The following is a 19,304-nucleotide window of genomic DNA, read 5'->3' as shown; positions in this document are numbered from 1 at the left end:
TCACTCCGTCAGCAGGGCGCGCAGGTGCCGCAGGGCCATCCGGACGCGGGACTTGAATGTACCCAGCGGCACCGCGAGCGCCACCGCCGCCTCCTCGTGCGTGTAGCCGCCCAGGACCGCCAGCTCGACCGCCTGGCGCTGCTCCGGCCCGAGCCCCTCCAGCGCCTGCTCCAGGCTCATCGCCAGCACCGGGTCCACCTGCACGAGCGCCCGCAGTGGGTTCTCCGCCTCCAGCGGGATGGACGCCTCGCCCGGCGCACTCCGGCGCCACCGGTCCACCAGCTTGTTGCGCGCGATCATGTACATCCACGCCAGGGGCGTTCCCTGCTCGGACCGGTAGCTGGAGGCCTTCAGCCAGATGGCGGTGAAGACCTCCTGCACCACGTCCTCGGCCAGCGCCCGGTCCCTCGTCACGCGCAGCACGTAACCCAGCAACCGGCCCACGTGCCGCTCGTAATAGGACTGGAAGGCCGCCTTGCTGCCTCGGGCGATGGCACCGAGCAACGCCCCGTCCTCCTCCATGGCTCCCACTCCTCCGGACGCACGCGCGGCGCGCGCCATCCGGGTTCATCCAGAGGCCATACGGAGAACACGGTGGGGTTGGATGAGTCGGGCCCGCACGGGGAGGCCGCCTGCACGGGCCTCCCTCGGGGAGCGGACGGCCTAGTCGTTGAAGCGGCCGGCGCGCGCCTCCTCGAAGGGTACCCGGTGCTTCATGTACGTGCCCTGGAAGTTGTGGTTGGCCGCGAGGTTGAGGCCGCCGTCGCCGAAGCGGTGCACCACCGCGCCCTTGCCCGCGTCCTTCAGGAAGCCCACCGGATCGAAGCTGCCGCCCAGGCCCGTGAGCGTGGGCACCACGTCCCGGTTGTTCACGTAGTGCACGTAGTTGGGCCCGTCCGGGTACTTCGTCGAGGCCGCCCCGAACGTCTCCACGTTCAGCTTGCTCATCAGCTTCTGCGTGTCCGCCTTGGACAACCCATCTTCGATGCGCAGCCTGCGCTCCACGTCGAAGAGCGCCCGCGCCGTGATGAGGCCTCCCTGGCTGTAGCCCATCAGGTGCACGTCACGGCCCGCCTTCAGCTCCGAGTAGACGGCGTCCGCCAGCGTGTCCACCGCCGGGTTGCGGCCCTTGTCCAGCTTGTCCTTCACGCACTGGGCCAGGTCCGAGATGACCCCCTCGGTGGAGTTGTGGATGCCGATGGCCTTGGCGTTCGCCTTGTCGGCGATGGCCTGGAGGTCGCTGGACTGCGACTCCTTCGGCGTCAGGATGCCGTTGACGTAGATGATGCTCTTCGACGGGTTGGGGTTGTTGCGCGGCGTGACGCCCGGAATCTGGCTCAGCGGCGTGCCCGGCGGGAACGTCTGCCCGTTGGCCCCCACGAACTGGCCGTCATGCACCTTGTCCGACGGCTTGCTCCCACCGCCCAGCAGGTTCGCCGTCTGGCGCGCCGGAGCGGACTCGAAGGCATCCGCCCCCTGCTTCGCCACCTTGGCGTTCGGAACCACCGTGTTCTTCACGGTGTTGGCCGCCGTGCCAACGGGCTGCTGCGTCTTGTCGAGGCTCGGGCGCGTGCCCTGCGTCGCCTGGGGCAGGGTCTTGCGGTTGCGGTCGATGGTGCTCATGGGGGGCTCCTGCTTTTCAGAGAAAGTACCGTTGGTTCATTTTCTCATGGAGCAGTGCGGAAGTTGCGTACCCCCCCGCACTTTTTCGGGCACCCACTCGACCCGGTGCGTTCCCCACCGCCTCCAAAGGGATGCCGGAAGTCACCCAGGTCGACTCATGGACCCCATGGGTCCATTCACACACCCCAGGAAGGTATCCATGAGCGCCAAGCGTCTGCTGTCGTCGGCGGTGCGGCGCCACCGAGACCTGTACCGGCGTCAGCGGCAGCAACCAGAAGTCCTGCCACAGGAAGGAGAGACCCTCACCCCAGCCCTCTCCCAGGGGGAGAGGGAGCACCCCCGGGCTCGCGGATGTTGACCCGATACCATCACGCGAGAGGTTTCAGCGGCCGGGCGAGCAATCGCCCCTCCCCCAGGTAGGGGACGGCCCCTCCTCTGGCTGCCTGTCGCACCTTGGCTGTTGCGGGTGGCATCCCCACCTTCATCGAGCCTCACCCGTCCCTCGGTCCACTTCACGGACGGAAGGAGAGCGACAATGGAACGCAGCCCACCGACCAGCTTGCAGGCGATGGACGCTGCTCTCTCAGCCGAGCCAGACGCATCCGTCCCTCCTCGTTCCCTCTCCTTGAAACAGTTCATCCTCCGACTCAGGGAGGCCTCCCGCCGCGGTGGCCCCGAGGCCATCGAGCAGCTGCTCCGGGATGGAAGCCTGCACCGGCGCGCCGTCGAACCCTTCGCCCTGCTGCGCGACGGGAAGTACACGCGCACGCTCGTCTACCGGGATGAAGACCTCGAGGTGCTGGTGCTGGGTTGGGGCCGCAATGCGCGAGCACCCATCCACGGGCATGACGGCCAGGAGTGTTTCCTGATGACCGTTGCCGGAGAGCTGGAGGTGGCCGACTACCGGCTGGTGGCTGGCGGCCAGGAGCCCGGCTACGCGCTCGTCGAACGCATCGGCCCGCGCCGCACGCTGCTGCCCGGCGCCATGGACCACCGCAGTCCCGAGGAGGAGCTGCATTCCGTGCGCACGGGTGCTCGCAGCGGCTTCGCCATCTCCCTGCACATCTACTCGCGCCCCATCGACTCCTGCCTCATCTATGACCCGCGCCGTTCCAGTTGCGAGCTGCGCCAACTCCATTACGACCGTGTGATGCGCCTCGCCGACCCGCCCACCCCGCCCCCCTCTCCGCGCGCATCGTCCAGGCCCCGGCCCGGGCGCCTGGCGCGCGTCTGGCGTGCCCTCTTCCGTCGCGTGCAGGAAGTGAAGGAGACGGTCAGGGAGACCCTCGTCCCCGCCCGCGTGACCGAGCACTCGGCGAAGATCGCCATCAAGCGCGTGGAGCACCGCTACGCCAACAAGGTGGTGGCGCTCCGGGACGTCAACCTCAACATCCGCTCCGGTGAGTTCGTCTGTCTCCTGGGGCCCTCCGGCTGCGGCAAGTCCACCCTGCTCTACGCCCTGGCGGGCCACCTCGCCCCCACCGGCGGGCAGGTCCGCATCGACGGCAGGCCCATCAACGGCCCCGGGCCGGAGCGGCTCCTCATGTTCCAGGAGGCGGCCCTCTTCCCCTGGCTCACCGTGCGGCAGAACATCGAGTTCGTGCTCGCCGCCCGCGGCCTCTCCAAGAAGGAGCGCGCCGAGCGCGCCAACCGCTACATCCAGTACGTCCAGCTCTCCGGCTTCGAGAACTCGCTGCCCCATGAGCTGTCGGGTGGAATGAAGATGCGCACCGCGCTCGCCCGCGCGCTGGCGGTGGACTCGCCCGTGCTGCTCATGGACGAGCCCTTCGGCTCGCTGGACGCGCAGACGCGCCTGCACATGCACGAGCTGCTGCAGCGCGTGTGGATGGAGACGCACAAGACGATCGTCTTCGTCACCCATGACGTCACCGAGGCGCTGATGCTGGCCAACCGCGTGGTGGTGATGGCGCCCCGGCCCGGCCGCATCGTGAGGGACCTCGAGGTGCGGATGCCCATGCCGCGAGGCCCCGATGACGTGGAGCTGGTGGGAATGGCGCGGCAGATCCGCGCGATGCTCCACGAGAGCGAATCCATGGGCGAGGCCGGGCCGGGTGCCCGGAAGGAACGAGGGACGCACGATGAAGGCCGTGAAGGCGTGGCACCTGGGCCAGAAGCTGCTGTTCTTCGCCGGGCTCCTGGGAGTGTGGGAACTGCTGGCCCGGTTCGGCCCGTGGCCACACCACCTCTTCCCGGGCCCGAGGGCAGTCACTGAGAGCCTCGTCGCCATGGCGCTCGACGGCCGGTTGTGGGACGGCATCTCGCGCTCCATGGCCCGGCTCGCGCAGGGCTACGCCATCTCGGTGCTCATCGGCGTGCCGCTCGGCATCCTCCTGGGACGCGTGCGCACCCTGAGGCGGGCACTGCGGCCGCTGGTGGTGGGCCTTCAGGCACTGCCGTCCATCTGCTGGCTGCCCCTGGCCCTGCTGTGGTTCGGCCTCACCGAGACGTCCATCATCTTCGTGGTGGTGATGGGCTCGGTGCTGGCCATCGCCATCGCCGTGGAGGACGGCGTGATGAACGTGGACCCGCTGCTCCTGCGCGTGTCCTCCACGTACGGCGTCCGCGGGGCACGCTTCTATGGAGGCGTGCTGCTGCCCGCGGCGCTGCCGGGCATCGTCACCGGGCTCAAGCTGGGCTGGAGCTTCGCCTGGAGGGCCCTCATGGCCGGCGAGCTGCTGTATGTGTCCGGTGGCCTCGGCCAGCTGCTCACCATGGGCCGCGAGCTGATGGAGATTCCCCAGGTGATGGCGGTGATGGTATGCATCATCCTCGTGGGCACCCTCATCGACCGCGTCCTCTTCCAATCGGTGGAGACGCGCGTGCGGCGCCGTTGGGGACTGGCCGCCAGCTGACAGAGCACTCGTACCCAGGTCCATGTGCGGCGGGTCCCGACCCGCCCCACCCTCGGCACATATGCGTATTGGATTCCTCGTCGCGAGTCTCGCCGCTCTCTGTGTATCGGTCGCCGGCTGCAAGAAGGAGCTGTCGAAGGAAGAGGCGGCGAAGCGGGCCGCCGAGCAGCCGCTCCGGGTCGGCTTCTTCCCCAACATCACCCACGCCCAGGCGTTGGTGGGCAACGGCTCGGGCGCGTTCAAGCAGGCCGTGCCCAACATCGAGCTGAAGATGTTCAACGCGGGACCCGCCGCCATGGAGGCGCTCTCCTCCGGCTCGCTCGATGCCTCGTACGTGGGCACGGGGCCGGCCATCAACACCTTCCTCAAGGCAGGGCGCGAGCTGCGCATCATCGCGGTGGCCGTGGATGGCGGCGCGGTGCTGGTGACGAAGACGGCGCGCACTCCCGCGGAGCTCAAGGGCAAGACGCTGGCCAGCCCGCAGCTGGGCAACACCCAGGACATCGCCCTGCGGCACTGGCTGGGCCAGCAGGGACTCAAGGTGGGGCAGGACGTCACCGTCACCCCCCTGTCCAACCCGGACATCCTCGGCCTCTTCCTCAACGGTAAAATCGAAGGAGCCTGGGTGCCCGAGCCCTGGGGCGCGCGCATGGTGGCCGAGGGCGGTGGCCACATCCTCGTGAACGAGCGCGACCTGTGGCCCAACAAGCGCTTCCACACCACCGTGCTCGTCACCACGCGCAAGGTGCTGGAGGAGCGGCGCGAGCAGCTCAAACAACTGCTGCGCGCCCACGCGGCCCTCACCCAGCAGTGGCAGCAACAGCCCGAGGCCTTCGTCTCGCGCGTCAACGAGGCCTTCGGCAAGGTGACCGGACATCCCATCTCCGAGCCCATCCTGAAGGACTCCTTCAGCCGCCTGGAGCCCGCGCAGGACGCGATGCCCGAGCAGCTCGAGCAGGTAGCCAGGCACGCGCAACAGCTCGGCTTCATCCCCAGCTCGGACCTGTCGGGCCTGGTGGACACCTCCCTCCTGCGCGAGGTCATGCAGCAGGACGCGAAGCCCTAGTCAGCGACAAGGAAGGCACTTGCCCGACGGGTAGGTGGGCATCCGAGCGTCGCCCCGGGTGAGACGGCACCTCATGGCGTCCGATGACCCGGGAGCCGCACGGGCGGCGCCTCGGCATGGGTGTGATCGCGACATGGCCTCGGGCTTGCTCCTCGTCCACCCGAGGAGTCCCGATCCATGCCGCCTGGCACCTACATCCACTTCGATGACTCGCTGTGGCCCCTGCTCATCGTCCAGTACGCGGGCACCCCGACGAACGAGCAGTTCGCGGAGTCACTCGTGCGAAGGACGCGCTACCTGGACCGGGGGCCGCATGTCACCGTCCTCGACTTGAGCGGGTCGCCCAACCCCGGTCCGCCCGAGCAGCGCCACATGCAGGTGGAATGGTTGAGGTGCAACGAGGCACGGCTGAGGGAGCTGTCGCTGGGCGTGGCCTTCGTCACCGACTCCGCCGTGATGAAGCTGCTGCTGAGCGTCATCCAGCACCTCAAGCCCCTCCCCACGCCCTACGTCACCTTCAAGCACCTCGCCGAGGCGGTGACGTGGGGCGCGGAGCGCCTGGAGCGCTCCGGGCTCGCCACCGAGGCCCGGCACGCCCGCGAACATGCCGGCCCGCTCGCGCCCGCGGGCAGACGCTCCGCCTAGTTCGGCTCCTCGGAGGGTGGAGGCTCAGCGCAGCTTCGGCGGGACGCCGTAGATCTCCTCCACGTCCTCGTGGTTGAAGAGCCCCATCGCCTCACGCTGCACGATCAACGTCCACTTCCGATACTCGGCATCCCGCCGCTTCTCCTCGTACTCCGCGAGCCGCTTGTCTCGCACCTCGCCAGGCGCCAGCGCCATCACCTGCTCCCCCAGTTGTCTCAGCTCGGTGAGCTGGCGATCCAACCGGTGTCCCAGCGCCTTGAGGCTGTTCGCAGCCTCGGCCTTCAGTGCGACTTCAATGGCGAGCGCTCCACCTATGGGTGCTTTGCCCGGCATATGTCTCCACCTCGGTGCGTGACTTCCGCGGGGAAGATACGAGCCCTTCCCCCCGCAGGCTTGAACGGACGCGACACGCGATGCATCGCCCTGATGGGAACGAGGAGCGCGGGCCTCCGCTACGCCGTGGCGCGTACAGGCCCCGTGGACTCCACCCGCATCCGTAGCGACCTGGGGCCTCGGATGGAGAAGTGGTCCGTGAGCTCCACCTGCTCGCGCTGGCCCGGAGCGAAGGAGAACCGGCGCCCCGGTGTGAGCAGTTCCTCCAGCGCCACCTTCGCCTCCAGCCGCGCCAGCGGCGCTCCCAGGCAGAAGTGGATGCCGTGGCCGAAGGAGACCATCCCCTGCGCGTTGCGCGTCACGTCGAAGCGCTCCGGGTCCGTGTACCTCCGTGGATCGCGGTTGGCGGAACCGAGCAGCGCCATGACGTTCGAGCCCGCGGGGATGCGCGTGCCGGCGATCTCCACGTCCTGGGTGACGAACCGGGTGATGGACTGCACGGGCGAGTCGTACCGGAGCATCTCCTCCACCGCGTTCGGAATCAGCGCCGGCTCCGCCGCGAGCCGCTCCAGCTGCTCCGGGTGCGACAGCAGCGCGCGCATGCCGTTGCCGAGCAGGTTGGTGGTGGTCTCGTTCCCGGCCACCAGCAGCAGCCGGCAGAAGTCGATGGCGGTCTCCGCGGTGAGCATGCCCTCCTTCTCATCGTTCTCCAGCATCGCGCTGATGAGATCTTCCCGCGGCTCCTTACGGCGCGCTTCGATCGCCCCCGCCAGGTAGTCCCGCAGCTCCCGGACTCCCGGCTCGACGAGGGCCGGGTCTCCCCCCTTGAGCAACACGGTGGTGGAGGCGACGGTGTCGTCGGACCAGCGCTTGAAGTCATGCCGCCGCTCCGGCTCCACCCCGAGCATCTCCGCGATGACGATGATGGGCAGCGGCTCGGCCAGCGCCTTCATCAGGTCGAACTCGCCCGACTCCGGCAGATGGGAGATCAGCTCACGGGAGATCCGCCGGATGCGCGGCTCCATGTCCGCGATGCGCCGGGGTGTGAAGGCGCGGCTGATCAGATTCCGCAGCCGCGTGTGGATCGGCGGATCCGTGGTGAGCAGACTGCCCCTGCGCAGGGTGCCCACGAGGGTCGGCGCCACCGACTCGACCGCGGCGTATTGCTCCTCGCGCACCAGCGACCGCTTGGACGAGAAGGGCGTGGGGTTCTTCGTGACGAAGAGGACGTCCTCGTAGCGGCTGACGAGATGCACCCCGAGCGGCGCGTTCCAATGGACGGGCGCGGTCTCCCGGAGGACCTCGTAATAGGGATAGGGATTGGCCCGGACCACGGGCGACAACGGATTGAAGTCACTGGGTTGCACTGCTCGCTCCTCCTACGAACCGAACCTCGGGTGCGCCGCGTCATGAGGACGGGTTCACGGCGTGACCTCAACCTCACTCGCTGAATATAGATTCAGCACGAGGGCGGAACAACGCGAAGGAGCCTGCTCGAGGGTGAAGACCTTCAGGAATTACACAGGTTTGCCCGAGGAGCTCATCGCCGCTCTTGACCCGGGCCGGGACACACATTACCCACCCCGAACGCACATCCCATCAGCGCAATCCAAACTACACCGATTTAACACGAATTCTTTGACTGTACTGGCATTTCCTGTACTCTTCGTTTTCAGATACTTCCCTGGAGGTCCGCCATGAACCCGCTACAGACGCAGACCCAGAAGAAGCTCGTGCTGAACAAGGAGACCCTGCGCAACCTCCAGGGCTCCGAGACGAAGTCCAAGAAGGACGAGCGGGTAATGAACTCCGACCTGTACACCCGCACCTGCACGCGCGCCTGCGACTGAGGCCGCACCGGTCATCCTCATGAGAGGCCGGGGTAGAGCCCTTCCCTAGCGGCGCCCCCGACCTCACACGAACGGCGTAGCCCGGATGAAGCCCCCGCCGACGACACGCTGGCGCCCCCTGCTGGTGGGTGACACGGCCGCGCGGGCCTGGGCCGCCATCGACTCCATCGCCGAGCAACTGCGCGCGCTGCCCCTCGGGCAGGATGCGTCCCTGGCCAATGGCCACGCGGGACAAGCCGTCTTCTTCGCCCACCTCGACACGTCGCGCCCGGGACAGGGCCACGCGGCCCACGCGGCGGCGCTGCTCGACGCGGCCACCACCGCCGTCGCGGAGACGCCCATGGAGCCCTCGCTCTACGAGGGCTTCACCGGTGTGGCCTGGGCCCTCGAATCCTTGCGGCCACGAGGCGAGGACCCGAGCGGCGACCTCGACGCCGCGCTGCTGGAGCTGCTCGGCCAGGCTCCCTGGGACAGCGCGTACGACCTGGTGGAGGGACTGGTGGGGCTGGGCGTGTACGCGCTGGAGCGGCTGGCGCGGCCCTCGGGAGCCCCGCTGGTGGAGCGCGTGGTGGAGCGGCTGGGCGAGCTCGCGCGGCCCCTTGGCCCGGGGCTGACGTGGTGGACGTCGCCCGAGTGGATGCGGCCAGGACTGCGCGCCCACCACCCGGACGGCTGGTTCAATCTGGGCGTGGCGCACGGCGTGCCCGGCGTGGTGGGCGTGCTGGGAGCGGCCTGCGCGCACGGCGTCGCGGTGGAGAGAGCCCGGCCCCTGCTGGAGGGCGCGGTGCGCTGGCTGCTCGCGCAGGAGGACACCCGCGACGAGGGCGGCTTCCCTTCCTGGATGGAGCCGGGCGGCGGACGGGGGCCGGTGGCGCGCACGGCGTGGTGCTATGGAGACCCGGGAGTGGCCGCGGTGCTGCTGGCGGTGGCGAGGGCCCTGGGCGTACCGGAGTGGGAGGCGCGCGCGCTGGCCATCGCGAGGCGGGCGGCGGCGCGCCGGCCGGAGAGGACACGGGTGGCGGACGCGGGCCTGTGCCACGGAGCGGCGGGCCTGGGACACCTGCTCCACCGGGTGGCCCACACCACGGGTGACGAGGCCCTGGCCGGAGCGGCGCGGGCGTGGTTCGAGCGCGCGCTGGAGCTGCGACGGCCCGTGCACGAGGACGGCCCGGGGCTCCTGACGGGCGTGACGGGGACGGGGCTCGCCCTGCTCGCGGCGGTGGGCGAAGAGGAGCCCGGGTGGGACAAGGTGCTGCTCGCCTCGCTGCCCGGCCCTCCGGCGTAGCATGGAGACATGGGAGAACGACCAGGCGTGCGGCCCGCGGGATTCTTCGTGCTGCGCACGCCGCTGCTGCCTCATGACGCGCTGAGGGAGTGGAGCGCGGAAGCCGGAGGCTCCGGAGCGCCCGCGGGGGATGACGCGGCGCTGGAGGCGGCACTCGCGGCGGATCGGCGGCGCACGCGCGAGCGGCTGCGCGAGGTGGTGACGCGGCCCGAGGTGCGCGAGGCCCTCTTCCTGGCCTCGCCCTCGCTGGAGGAGAGCCTCGGCGTCTGGTGGGAGGAGCCCGAGAGCGAGCGCGGACAGAAGGTGGAGCGGACGCTGGTACGCTACCTGTCTCGCATGGCGGGGAGGGCCACGCCCTTCGGGCTCTTCGCGGGCTGCGCGCTGGGCGAGCTGGGCGCCCGGACACGCCTGGTGCTGGGGCCGCTGGCGGGAGCGCGGCGGCACACCCGGCTGGACATGGACTACCTCTTCTCCCTCACGGAGACGCTGGCCGCGCGGCCGGAGTGGCGCGGGGGGCTGCGCTTCCGGCCCAACTCCAGCCTGTACCGGGTGGCGGGGAGGCTGCGGTACGCGGAGGCGCGGCGGGAGGGCGGCACGCGCGGCTACCACCTGGTGGCGGTGGAGCCAACGCCCTACCTGGAGGCCACGCTGGCTCGCGCCGCGCGGGGCGCGCGCCTGGAGGAGCTGGCGGCGGCGCTGTGTGAAGCGGACGCCGAGGTGCCACGCGAGGAGGCGCGGGCCTTCGTGGAGGCGCTGGCGGACGCGCAGCTCCTGGTGTCGGAGCTGTCGCCGCCCGTCACCGGGCCGGAGCCCATCCACGAGGTGCTGTCGCAGCTGCGCCAGCTTCCCGGAGGCGGGCCGCTGGTGGAGCGGCTGGAGGAGGCACGCGCGACGCTGGAGTCCCTGGACGGACAGGGCCTGGGCGTGCACCCGAGGCGCTACCGCGAGGTGGCGGAGCGGCTGGAGGCGATGCCGGCCCGGCCCGCGCTGCCGCGTCTCTTCCAGGTGGACCTGATGAGGCCGGCGTCGGAGGCGGTGCTGGGCGAGGCGGTGGTGAAGGAGGTGGTGCGCGGGGTGGAGCTGCTGCGGCGGCTGGTGCCGGCCCGAGGCGGCGGAGAGGCCCTGCGTCGCTTCCGGGACGCCTTCCTGGCGCGCTACGAGGGCCGGGAAGTGCCGCTGGTGGAGGCACTGGACGAGGAGTCGGGCCTTGGCTTCGGGGGCGTGGCGGAGGAAGCCGAGCCGCTGTTGCGTGGACTCGCTTTCCCCGGGCGGGCGGAGGAGAAGCGCTGGAGCGAGCGGCACGCGCACCTGCTGCGGCGCTGGGAGGAGACGCTCTGGACGGGAAGGGGCGAGCTGGCGCTGACGGAGGAGGACGAGCGGGCGCTCGCGGTGGAGTCACCGTTGCCCCTGCCGGATGCCTTCGAGGTGCTGGCCGCGGTGGCGGCGCCCTCGGAGGAGGCGCTCGCCGAGGGCCACTTCCGCCTGCACCTCGCGAGCGTGGGAGGCCCTCCGGGTGCGCGGCTGCTGGGGCGCTTCTGCCACGCGGACGCACGCTTGGAGGAAGCGGTGCGCGAGCACCTGCGGGCGGAGGAAGCCCTGCGCCCGGAAGCGTGCTTCGCGGAGGTGGTGCACCTGCCGGAGGGACGGGTGGGCAACGTGCTACTGCGCCCGGTGCTGCGCGGCCACGAGATTCCGTACCTGGGACGCTCGGGGGCTCCGGAGGAGCGGCAGGTACCGGTGACGGATCTGCGGGTGTCGGTGATGGGAAGCCGGGTGGTGCTGCGCTCGGAGCGGCTGGGGTGCGAGGTGTTGCCAAGGCTGACGACGGCACACCACCACGGAGGAAGGAACCTGGGGCTGTACCGCTTCCTGTGCTCGCTGCAGGGGCAGGGCGTGGCGGGGAGCCTGGGCTGGGAGTGGGGCCCCTTGGAAGACGCGGCCTTCCTGCCCCGGGTGACGGCGGGCCGGCTGGTGTTGTCGCTGGCACGTTGGCGGGTGGAGCCTGCGGAGGTGGAGCGGCTGGCCGGGCTGCGCGGAGCGGCGCGGCACCGCGAGGTGCGAAGCTGGCGCGAGCGGCGAGGGATTCCGCGGCACGTGGGGCTGTCGGAGGGAGACAACGTGCTCCCGCTGGACCTGGAGGGGGAGCTCTGGGTGGACACCTTCCTACAGCTCGCGAAGGGGCAGGAGACGGTGACGCTGGTGGAGCCCTTCCCTGGTGGACACGAGCTGTGCGTGAGCGGTCCCGAGGGCCGGTACGTGCACGAGCTGGTGCTGCCCTTTACGCGGGCGCGCCCGGAGACGCCGCGAGCACGAGAGCCCCAGGACTCCCGTCCCACGGAGCCGGCCCGGGTGCGTCGGCGCTTCGCGCCTGGCTCCGAGTGGCTGTACGCGAAGCTGTACGGAGGGAGCGCCACGGCGGACCGGGTGTTGCGCGAGGCGGTGGGACCGCTCGTGCGGGAGGCGATGGGCGCGGGGGCGGCTGACGGGTGGTTCTTCATCCGTTACGACGATCCGGAGCCGCACCTGCGGGTGCGACTGCACGGAGACGCGGGGCGGCTGACGGGAGAGGTGCTGCCAGCGATGGAAGCGCGGATGGAACCGTTGATGGAAGAGGGGCTGCTGTGGCGGGTGCAGCTCGACACGTACGAGCGGGAGGTGGAGCGCTACGGCGGAGATGAAGGTGTACGGCTGGCCGAGCGGCTCTTCCACGCGGACAGCGAGGCGGTGTTGTCCATCCTGGAGGGACTGAACGGGGACGAGGGAGCCGAGACCCGCTGGCTGCTGGCGCTCGAGGGTGTGGCGCGGCTGCTGGAGGACCTGGGCCTGGAGGAGCAGACGAGGCACGGCGTTCTGTCGCGAGCCCGTGAGGAATTGGGACGCGAGATGAGGGTGGAGGCGGACTTCACGCACCAGCTTGGAGCGAGGTACCGCCAGGAGCGGGCGCGCATCGAAGCGGTGCTGCGAGGAAGCGGGACGGAGGACGGACCGTTGTCGGCGGGGCTGGCGGCATTGGGGAAGCGCTCACGGGTGCTCGAGCCCATCACGGCGGAGCTGCGAGGGCGCGCCATGGAAGGCCGTCTGGGAGTGCCGCTGGAGGAGCTGGCCTGGAGCTTCCTGCACATGCACGCGAACCGGCTGCTGCGCTCCTCGGCCCGGAGACAGGAGTTGGTGCTCTATGACTTCCTGCTGCGCCACCACGAATCCCAGAAGGCCCGGCGGCGAATCTGAGGGGCAACGGCACGCGGACTTGAGCAGAACGGCTTCATCTGCGTGGACTGGGAGGCCCCATCCTCTTGTCAGGACTCTTCTCCCGGTGACTTGCCTTGCAACTGCTGATCATCCACCCGCTCCAGTTCATCCAAACTGGGGCGATACAGCAGCGCCCGGTGGTTGAGCTCGCGGAAGTACGCGACGGTGTAGTCCTTGCCGGCAATCGACACGGAGGCGCCATGCGGCGGCTCCGGATGGTTCTTCAACCAGGCGTCCGCCTCTTCACGCGTATCGAAGGAGTAGAGCGGGGGTGGCTGCCCGCCAGAGGCGATGCTCGCCAGATAGTGCTCGAAGGCGTGCAGCTTGCCGATCGAAGCGATGAAATGGATCGCATTGGCGGCGACATCGAGGATCTCCTGGTCTTCTGGCGACGGTGAGTCCTCTCGGGTCCGGTAGATGCAATCCAAGGCCTTTCGAGTCAACTTGTCGATGCTCATGGCGACACTCCAGCGCTCCGGGAGAAGGATGCGCCCGGCCTTGCCTTCGGTATTCGACAGCCGTTCGTACCGTGACAGCTCGACCTCAGCGGCACGCAGCCAGGAATGACGGACCTGACCATCTGGCATCTCCTCGATGACGAGCACGAGGCCTGTCAGTTCCTCGGAAGAACGTGGTGCCAGAGTGGACCGGGTACCGCCACAAGAAGACAGCAAGAAGAGGCTCAGCGCGAAGCAGCCCCACACGACGTACATCTTCATCCGGACCAACGTACTTGGGAGCTCGGCTCGCTTCCAGATTCGCCTGTACCCCCAGCCACTCCACAGGTGCCCGGAAGAGGCACGTCATAGCCTACCGCGTCACGCACGCGGAGAGCGCGCTGAATGGTGGCCCTCCATGTGTCAGGGTCTCTGGCGTTTCCACGTCGGAGCGCCGTATCCATCCCCACGTTTCAGCGCTACCGCGCCTTTCCGCTATACGTGGGAGCCGGGTGCTATAGCCCGAATCCTTACCTCCTCTTGGAGCACACATGACAACCACACGAGGTTCATCCAGGTGCCGTCGCGGCATGTGGATGACGGTCCTGCTGGCAGCGACTGGCTGCGGGGGACAGGCCCCCGGCACGGAACCCGGGCTCATGGGGAAGCTACGAAGCGCGTTGAGCGGCGGCACGCCGGACCTGCGGGTATCCGAGGTCCGCGGACCGAGCAGCGCCGCGCCCGGCAGGCCTTTCTCCGTCACCGTCACCGTGTGCAACGGAGGCACCGAGACGGCCGACATCAACACCGACGTGTTCCTCTCCGAGGACGCGCTCATCCAGACCTCCGACGTGCAGCTCGCGTCCCGTACGGTGAACCTCAAGCCCGATCAGTGCTCCACGCTCGACATGAACGTGGACATGGGCGTGAGCCAGGCGGGGAGCTACCACCTCGGTGCCATCATCGACCCCTTCGGCTACGTGCCCGAGTCCGACGAGACCAACAACACGCTCCTGGGGAACACCCTCGCCATCGACGCGAAGCCGGACCTCGTCCTCACCGCGGTCACCGGGCCCTCCCGGCGCTCTCCCTACACTCCCGACTCCCCCGTCTTCTTCACCGTCTGCAACCAGGGTCAGCCCAGCCCCAGCACGAACGTGGACCTCTTCCTGTCCACGGATACGACCATCAGCCGGGACGATGACCTCTTCTTCGCCAACGTCTGGTTGGACGCGCTCGCCGCGGGCGAGTGCAGGACGCAGAGCGTGCCCACCCACACGCCCCCCGAGGGCATCTTCTACCTGGGTGGCATCGTCGATCCCTTCGACTCCGTGCAGGAGATCCTCGAGAACAACAACGTCCTCGCCGGCCACCGCATGGCCATCGGCTACGGGCCCGATCTCGTCATCACCTCGGTGCAGGCGCCCGCCAGCGCGCGGCCCGGTGAGCCCCTCGGCTTCAGTGCCACCATCTGCAACCAGGGCTTCCAGCCCAGCTTCTTCTCCGAGCTCGCGGTGCGTCTGTCCGACGACGCCACCGTCACCCCGGATGACCTCCTGCTCGGCTCCGTCCCCGTGGGCGACCTCGACTCCGGCATGTGCGCCACCGTCTCCGTGACGGGCCCGGCCACGCCACCCTCCGGCACCTGGTACGTGGGCGCCTTCGCCGATGCCTCCCAGTTCGTCCTGGAGCTGGACGAGGCCAACAACACCTCCGCCCCTCGCGCCATCACCTTCGGCTCCGACGCGGATCTGACCGTGTCCCTGAAGGCCCCCGCCCTCGCGCGCCCCGGTGATTTCTTCCGCTACACCGCCACCGTCTGCAACCAGGGCACCTCGCTCGGCGAGCCGACCACCCTCGACATCCTCCTCTCCTCGGATGCCACCTTCTCCGACGAGGACCTGATCCTCGGCAACGCCCCGGTGCCGCAGCTCGCCGCGGGGGAATGCACGGAGATCTCCCAGGAGACTCCCTCGTACGCCCCGCCGTCCAGCTACTTCCTCGGCGCCCGCGTCGATGGCTCCCACGACGTGCCCGAGCTGCGCGAGGACAACAACACCTCCTCCCCCTCGCCCTTCGTCATTGGCCAGGGCATCGATCTCACCATCACCTCGGTGCGCGCTCCCGCCAGTGCCCTGCCCGGCAGCCACTTCGACGCCACCGTCACCGTGTGCAACCAGGGCTCCGACTTCAGCCCCGGTGCCATGCTCGCCCTGAGGCTGGCGCCTCTCGATGTGGCCACTCCCGTGGAGCTCCCCGCCGGCACCGCCTTCGTGAACGGCCTGGCTCCGGGGGCCTGCGAAAACGTCACCGCGAGCGTCTTCCCTGAGATGCCCATGCCCCTGAGCGGTGCCTGGAAGCTGCTGGCCCTCGCCGACTCGGAGCACCTCGTCCCCGAGCTCATCGAGTCCAACAACTCCGCCTCCAGCAACCGCATCGGCCTCGGCTACTCCGCTGACTTCGTCATCACCTCCGTCAGCGGCCCTACCCGCCTGTCGCCCTACAGCAATCCAGAGACCTTCGCCTTCGTCACCGTGTGCAACCAGGGTGCGAGCAGCGAGGGGACTCACGCCGAGCTGTACCTCTCGCAGGACCCCTCCATCACCCGCGATGACATGATGGCGGGCAACGAGCCCGTGGGTTACCTCGACCCAGGCCAGTGCCGCACCACCAGCGTGCGCATCCACTCGCCTTCCGAGGGCACCTTCTTCCTGGGCGCTCGCGTCGTCCCCTCTCCCCAGGAGCTGTTCACGGATGACAACGTCGCCACGGGCAACCTCGTGGCCATCGGCAACAAGGCCGATCTCGTCGTCACCTCGGTACAGGCGCCCACCAGCATGCGCCCCGGCGAGCAGGTCAGCACCACCGCCACCGTCTGCAACCTGGGCTTCGCTCCCAGCTACTTCTCCCAGGCCGCGGTGTACCTCTCCCAGGACACCACGGTGGACCCCATGCAGGACTTCCTCATTGGCCTGGCGCCCGTGGGTGACCTCGACATGGGCCAGTGCGCCTCCGCCACCGTGACGGGCAGCGCCTACGTCCCGGCCGGCACCTACTTCCTCATCGCCGCCGCGGACGACTCCAACCAGGTGCCCGAGCTGTACGAGGACAACAACCGCTCCGCTCCGCGCGCCCTGTCCATCGGCTCCGGCTCCGACCTGACCGTGTCCCTGCAGGCGCCCGCCGTCGCTCGGCCCGGCGAGCCCCTCACCCTCACCGCCACCGTCTGCAACCAGGGCAACGAGCCCAGCACCCACGCGCCTCTCGACTTCCTCTTCTCCCAGGATGCCACGCTCTCCATCCAGGACCCCCACCTCACCGGGGCTCCCGTGGAGCCGCTCGCTCCCGGTGCCTGCTCGACTCACTCCCAGCAGGTCCACGTCCCGCCCGAGAACGGGTTCCTCGGCGCCATCATCGACGGGCCCGGCTACGTCAACGAGCTGCGCGAGGACAACAACACCTCCGCGGCCTCCGCTCTCGTCACCGGCTTCGGTCCCGACCTCACCATCACCTCGGTGCAGGCGCCCCACAGCGCCCTGCCCGGCAGCCACTTCGACGCCACCATCACCGTGTGCAACCAGGGCTCCGACTTCAGCCCTGGTGCCATGCTCGCCCTGAGGCTGGCGCCTCTCGATGTGGCCACTCCCGTGGAGCTCCCCGCCGGCACCGCCTTCGTGAACAGCCTGGCCCCGGGTGCCTGCGAAAACGTCACCGCGAGTGTCTTCCCTGAGATGCCCATGCCCCTGAGTGGTGCCTGGAAGCTGCTGGCCCTCGTGGACTCGGAGCACCTCGTCCCCGAGCTCATCGAGTCCAACAACTCCGCTTCCAGCAACCGCATCGGCCTCGGCTACTCCGCTGACTTCGTCATCACCTCCGTCAGTGGCCCCACCCGCCTGTCGCCCTACAGCTCTCCGGACACCGTTGCCTTCGTCACCGTCTGCAACCAGGGTGCGAGCAGCGCGGGCGCCGACGCCGAGCTGTTCTTCTCACAGGATGCCTCCATCACCCACGATGACATGCCGGCGGGCAACGAGCCCGTGGGCTACCTCGACCCTGGCCAGTGCCGCACCACCAGCGTGCGCATCCACGCGCCGTCCGAGGGCACCTTCTTCCTGGGCGCCCACGTCCGTCCCGCTCCCCAGGAGATCTTCGTGGATGACAACTCCGTCATCGGCCACCGCGTGACCATCGGCTCCAGGGCCGACCTCGTCGTCACCTCGGTGCAGGCTCCCGCCAGCATCCAGCCCAACGCACCGCTCGACGCCTCGGCCACCGTGTGCAACCAGGGCACCACGCCCAGCTACGGCTCCGACCTCCATGTGCTCCTGTCCCAGGATGCCAACGTGAGCCAGCACGAGGACTTCCGCGCCGGCGTCGTCCACGTCGGAATGCTCGAGGCGAGCCAGTGCACCACGGTCAGCCTGACCGACTCGGTCCCGATTCCCTCGGGCACCTGGTACCTGGCCGCGCTCGCCGATGCCTCCGGCTACGAGCCGGAGCTGGACGAGGACAACAACCTCTCCGCCTCGCGCATCCTGGTCGTGGGCCTGGGTGCGGACCTGACCGTGTCCGTCAGCACGCCCACCAGCGCCCGGCCCGGCATGGGCTTCGACGTCCTCGCCACCGTGTGCAACCAGGGCACCGCCCCCTCCCAGCACTCACACGTTGACGTCTTGCTGTCCTCGGATGACGCCCTCACCCACTCGGACTTCTTCCTCGGTGGGGCTCCGGTGGAGCCGCTCGCCCCGGGGGCGTGCACCTCGCTCTCCGTGACGGCCTCGGCCTCGCAGCCCGAGGGCACCTGGTTCCTCGGCGCCATCGTCGATGGACCCGGCACCCAGCCCGAGCTGCGCGAGGACAACAACGCCTCCACGACCTCCGTCCTCGGCCTCGGCCAGGGACCCGACCTCGTCGTCACCTCGGTGCAGGCGCCCACCGCGAGCCACCCGGACACCACCTTCCCGGCCACGCTCGAGGTGTGCAACAAGGGCACGGAGCCCAGCCCCACCACCCAGGTGGAGCTGAAGCTGGCCGCGCAGGGCCTGGGCTCTCCAGTGGAGCTGCCCGCGGGCATCGCCCCCGTGGGGCCCCTGGCCCCGGGTGCGTGTGAGAGCGTCGCCACGAACGTCTCGTCCGCCGTGCCCGTGGGGACCTGGAAGCTCCTCGCGCGCGTGGACGCCCAACACTTCGTCCCCGAGCTCGTCGAGTCCAACAACTCGGCGTCCAGCCAGCGCATCGGCATCGGATACGCGCCCGACTTCGTCATCACCTCCATCGACGCCCCCGCGCTCATGTCGCCGTCGGAAGGCGCCACCGTCCACGTCACGGTCTGCAACCAGGGCTCCGACTTCGGCGCGGGTGCTCCCGACGTCGGGGTGATGCTCTCGCAGGATGCCTCCATCAGCCGCAACGACATGCACCTCATGAGCGTTCCCGTGAATGACCTGGCGCCCGGCGAGTGCCGGACGGTGGACGCGGCCATCAGCTCGATGCCCGAGGGCACCTTCCACGTGGGCGCCATCCTCACCGTCTGGATGCCCGAACTCTTCCGGGACAACAACACCGCCGTCGGTCCCCGCGTGGCCATCGGTGACAGGGCGGAGCTCGCCGTCACCTCGGTGCAGGCGCCCACCAGTGTCCAGGAGGGCGGCGCGTTCACGAGCGCCGTCAATGTCTGCAACCAGGGCTTCGACATCAGCAACCCCACGAACGTGGAGGTGCGGCTGGCGGGCCAGGGTCCCGAGAGCCTGCTCGTGGGCAACGCGATGGTGCCCGAGCTCGAGCCGGGCCACTGCCAGACGGTCTCCGTGGAGTCCTACGCCAACGTCCCCCTGGGGGCGTACACCCTGGAGGCCGTGGTCGACCCGCACAACCAGGTGTGGGAGCTGCTGGAAGACAACAACCGGAAGACGGGTCACACCATCACGGTGACGAACTAGTCCG

13 protein-coding genes are annotated in these 19,304 nt (G+C 69.4%); 8 read left to right on the top strand and 5 right to left on the bottom strand.

The genetic code is table 11. From position 1 onward, the window contains the following. Together NR810_RS38790 and NR810_RS38785 are read right to left on the bottom strand one after the other, a co-directional pair. Positions 1-522 carry an RNA polymerase sigma factor gene (locus NR810_RS38790; protein ID WP_257459998.1) on the bottom strand — a complete coding sequence of 174 codons (522 nt, stop codon included), beginning with the start codon at positions 520-522 and terminating at the stop codon, positions 1-3. Positions 523-663: 141 nt separating this feature from the next. After that, a complete protein-coding gene (locus tag NR810_RS38785) occupies positions 664-1,623 on the bottom strand; it encodes a hypothetical protein (protein WP_257459997.1) in 960 nt (319 codons plus the stop codon). Between the two features lie 625 nt (positions 1,624-2,248). On the opposite strand from NR810_RS38785, the gene NR810_RS38780 reads away from it, so the two are divergent. The 4 genes from NR810_RS38780 to NR810_RS38765 all read left to right on the top strand — a co-directional run bounded on the left by NR810_RS38780 (position 2,249) and on the right by NR810_RS38765 (position 6,207). After that, positions 2,249-3,856 (top strand): ATP-binding cassette domain-containing protein, encoded by a 1,608-nt coding sequence (locus NR810_RS38780; RefSeq protein ID WP_257459995.1) that lies wholly within the window; start codon positions 2,249-2,251, stop codon positions 3,854-3,856. Continuing rightward, complete coding sequence (locus NR810_RS38775; RefSeq protein WP_257460142.1) at positions 3,762-4,496, top strand: ABC transporter permease; 735 nt, start codon at positions 3,762-3,764, stop codon at positions 4,494-4,496. The genes NR810_RS38780 and NR810_RS38775 overlap by 95 nt, the downstream gene beginning before the upstream one ends. A gap of 61 nt (positions 4,497-4,557) precedes the next feature. Next, positions 4,558-5,562 (top strand): ABC transporter substrate-binding protein, encoded by a 1,005-nt coding sequence (locus tag NR810_RS38770; protein WP_257459994.1) that lies wholly within the window; start codon positions 4,558-4,560, stop codon positions 5,560-5,562. A 177-nt stretch (positions 5,563-5,739) separates the two neighbouring features. Continuing rightward, positions 5,740-6,207 (top strand): hypothetical protein, encoded by a 468-nt coding sequence (locus tag NR810_RS38765; protein ID WP_257459992.1) that lies wholly within the window; start codon positions 5,740-5,742, stop codon positions 6,205-6,207. A gap of 24 nt (positions 6,208-6,231) precedes the next feature. Here NR810_RS38765 and NR810_RS38760 read toward each other — a convergent pair whose 3' ends face one another. Next, on the bottom strand, positions 6,232-6,540 hold the full coding sequence (locus tag NR810_RS38760; protein ID WP_257459991.1) for a hypothetical protein: 309 nt from the start codon (positions 6,538-6,540) through the stop codon (positions 6,232-6,234). A 119-nt stretch (positions 6,541-6,659) separates the two neighbouring features. Further along, entirely contained in the window at positions 6,660-7,907 is a 1,248-nt protein-coding gene (locus NR810_RS38755; RefSeq protein WP_257459990.1) for a cytochrome P450, read from the bottom strand. Positions 7,908-8,237: 330 nt separating this feature from the next. On the opposite strand from NR810_RS38755, the gene NR810_RS38750 reads away from it, so the two are divergent. The 3 genes from NR810_RS38750 (at position 8,238) to NR810_RS38740 (ending at position 12,903) form a co-directional block, all read left to right on the top strand. Next, positions 8,238-8,390 carry a hypothetical protein gene (locus NR810_RS38750; protein WP_257459989.1) on the top strand — a complete coding sequence of 51 codons (153 nt, stop codon included), beginning with the start codon at positions 8,238-8,240 and terminating at the stop codon, positions 8,388-8,390. Positions 8,391-8,475: 85 nt separating this feature from the next. After that, entirely contained in the window at positions 8,476-9,675 is a 1,200-nt protein-coding gene (locus NR810_RS38745; RefSeq protein WP_257459988.1) for a lanthionine synthetase LanC family protein, read from the top strand. A gap of 9 nt (positions 9,676-9,684) precedes the next feature. After that, positions 9,685-12,903, top strand: coding sequence for a lantibiotic dehydratase (locus tag NR810_RS38740; RefSeq protein WP_257459986.1), 3,219 nt, complete (start codon positions 9,685-9,687; stop codon positions 12,901-12,903). Positions 12,904-12,971: 68 nt separating this feature from the next. Here NR810_RS38740 and NR810_RS38735 read toward each other — a convergent pair whose 3' ends face one another. Next, positions 12,972-13,643 carry a hypothetical protein gene (locus NR810_RS38735; RefSeq protein WP_257459985.1) on the bottom strand — a complete coding sequence of 224 codons (672 nt, stop codon included), beginning with the start codon at positions 13,641-13,643 and terminating at the stop codon, positions 12,972-12,974. Between the two features lie 377 nt (positions 13,644-14,020). On the opposite strand from NR810_RS38735, the gene NR810_RS38730 reads away from it, so the two are divergent. Continuing rightward, positions 14,021-19,300, top strand: a complete 5,280-nt coding sequence (locus NR810_RS38730; protein WP_257459984.1) for a CARDB domain-containing protein — start codon at positions 14,021-14,023, stop codon at positions 19,298-19,300. The last annotated feature ends 4 nt before the right edge of the window (positions 19,301-19,304 follow it).

Source organism: Archangium lipolyticum, from assembly GCF_024623785.1.
GTDB classification, from domain to species: domain Bacteria; phylum Myxococcota; class Myxococcia; order Myxococcales; family Myxococcaceae; genus Archangium; species Archangium lipolyticum.
The sequence above is the reverse complement of the archived record's forward strand: the minus strand, read 5'-3'. Positions and strand labels throughout refer to the sequence as shown.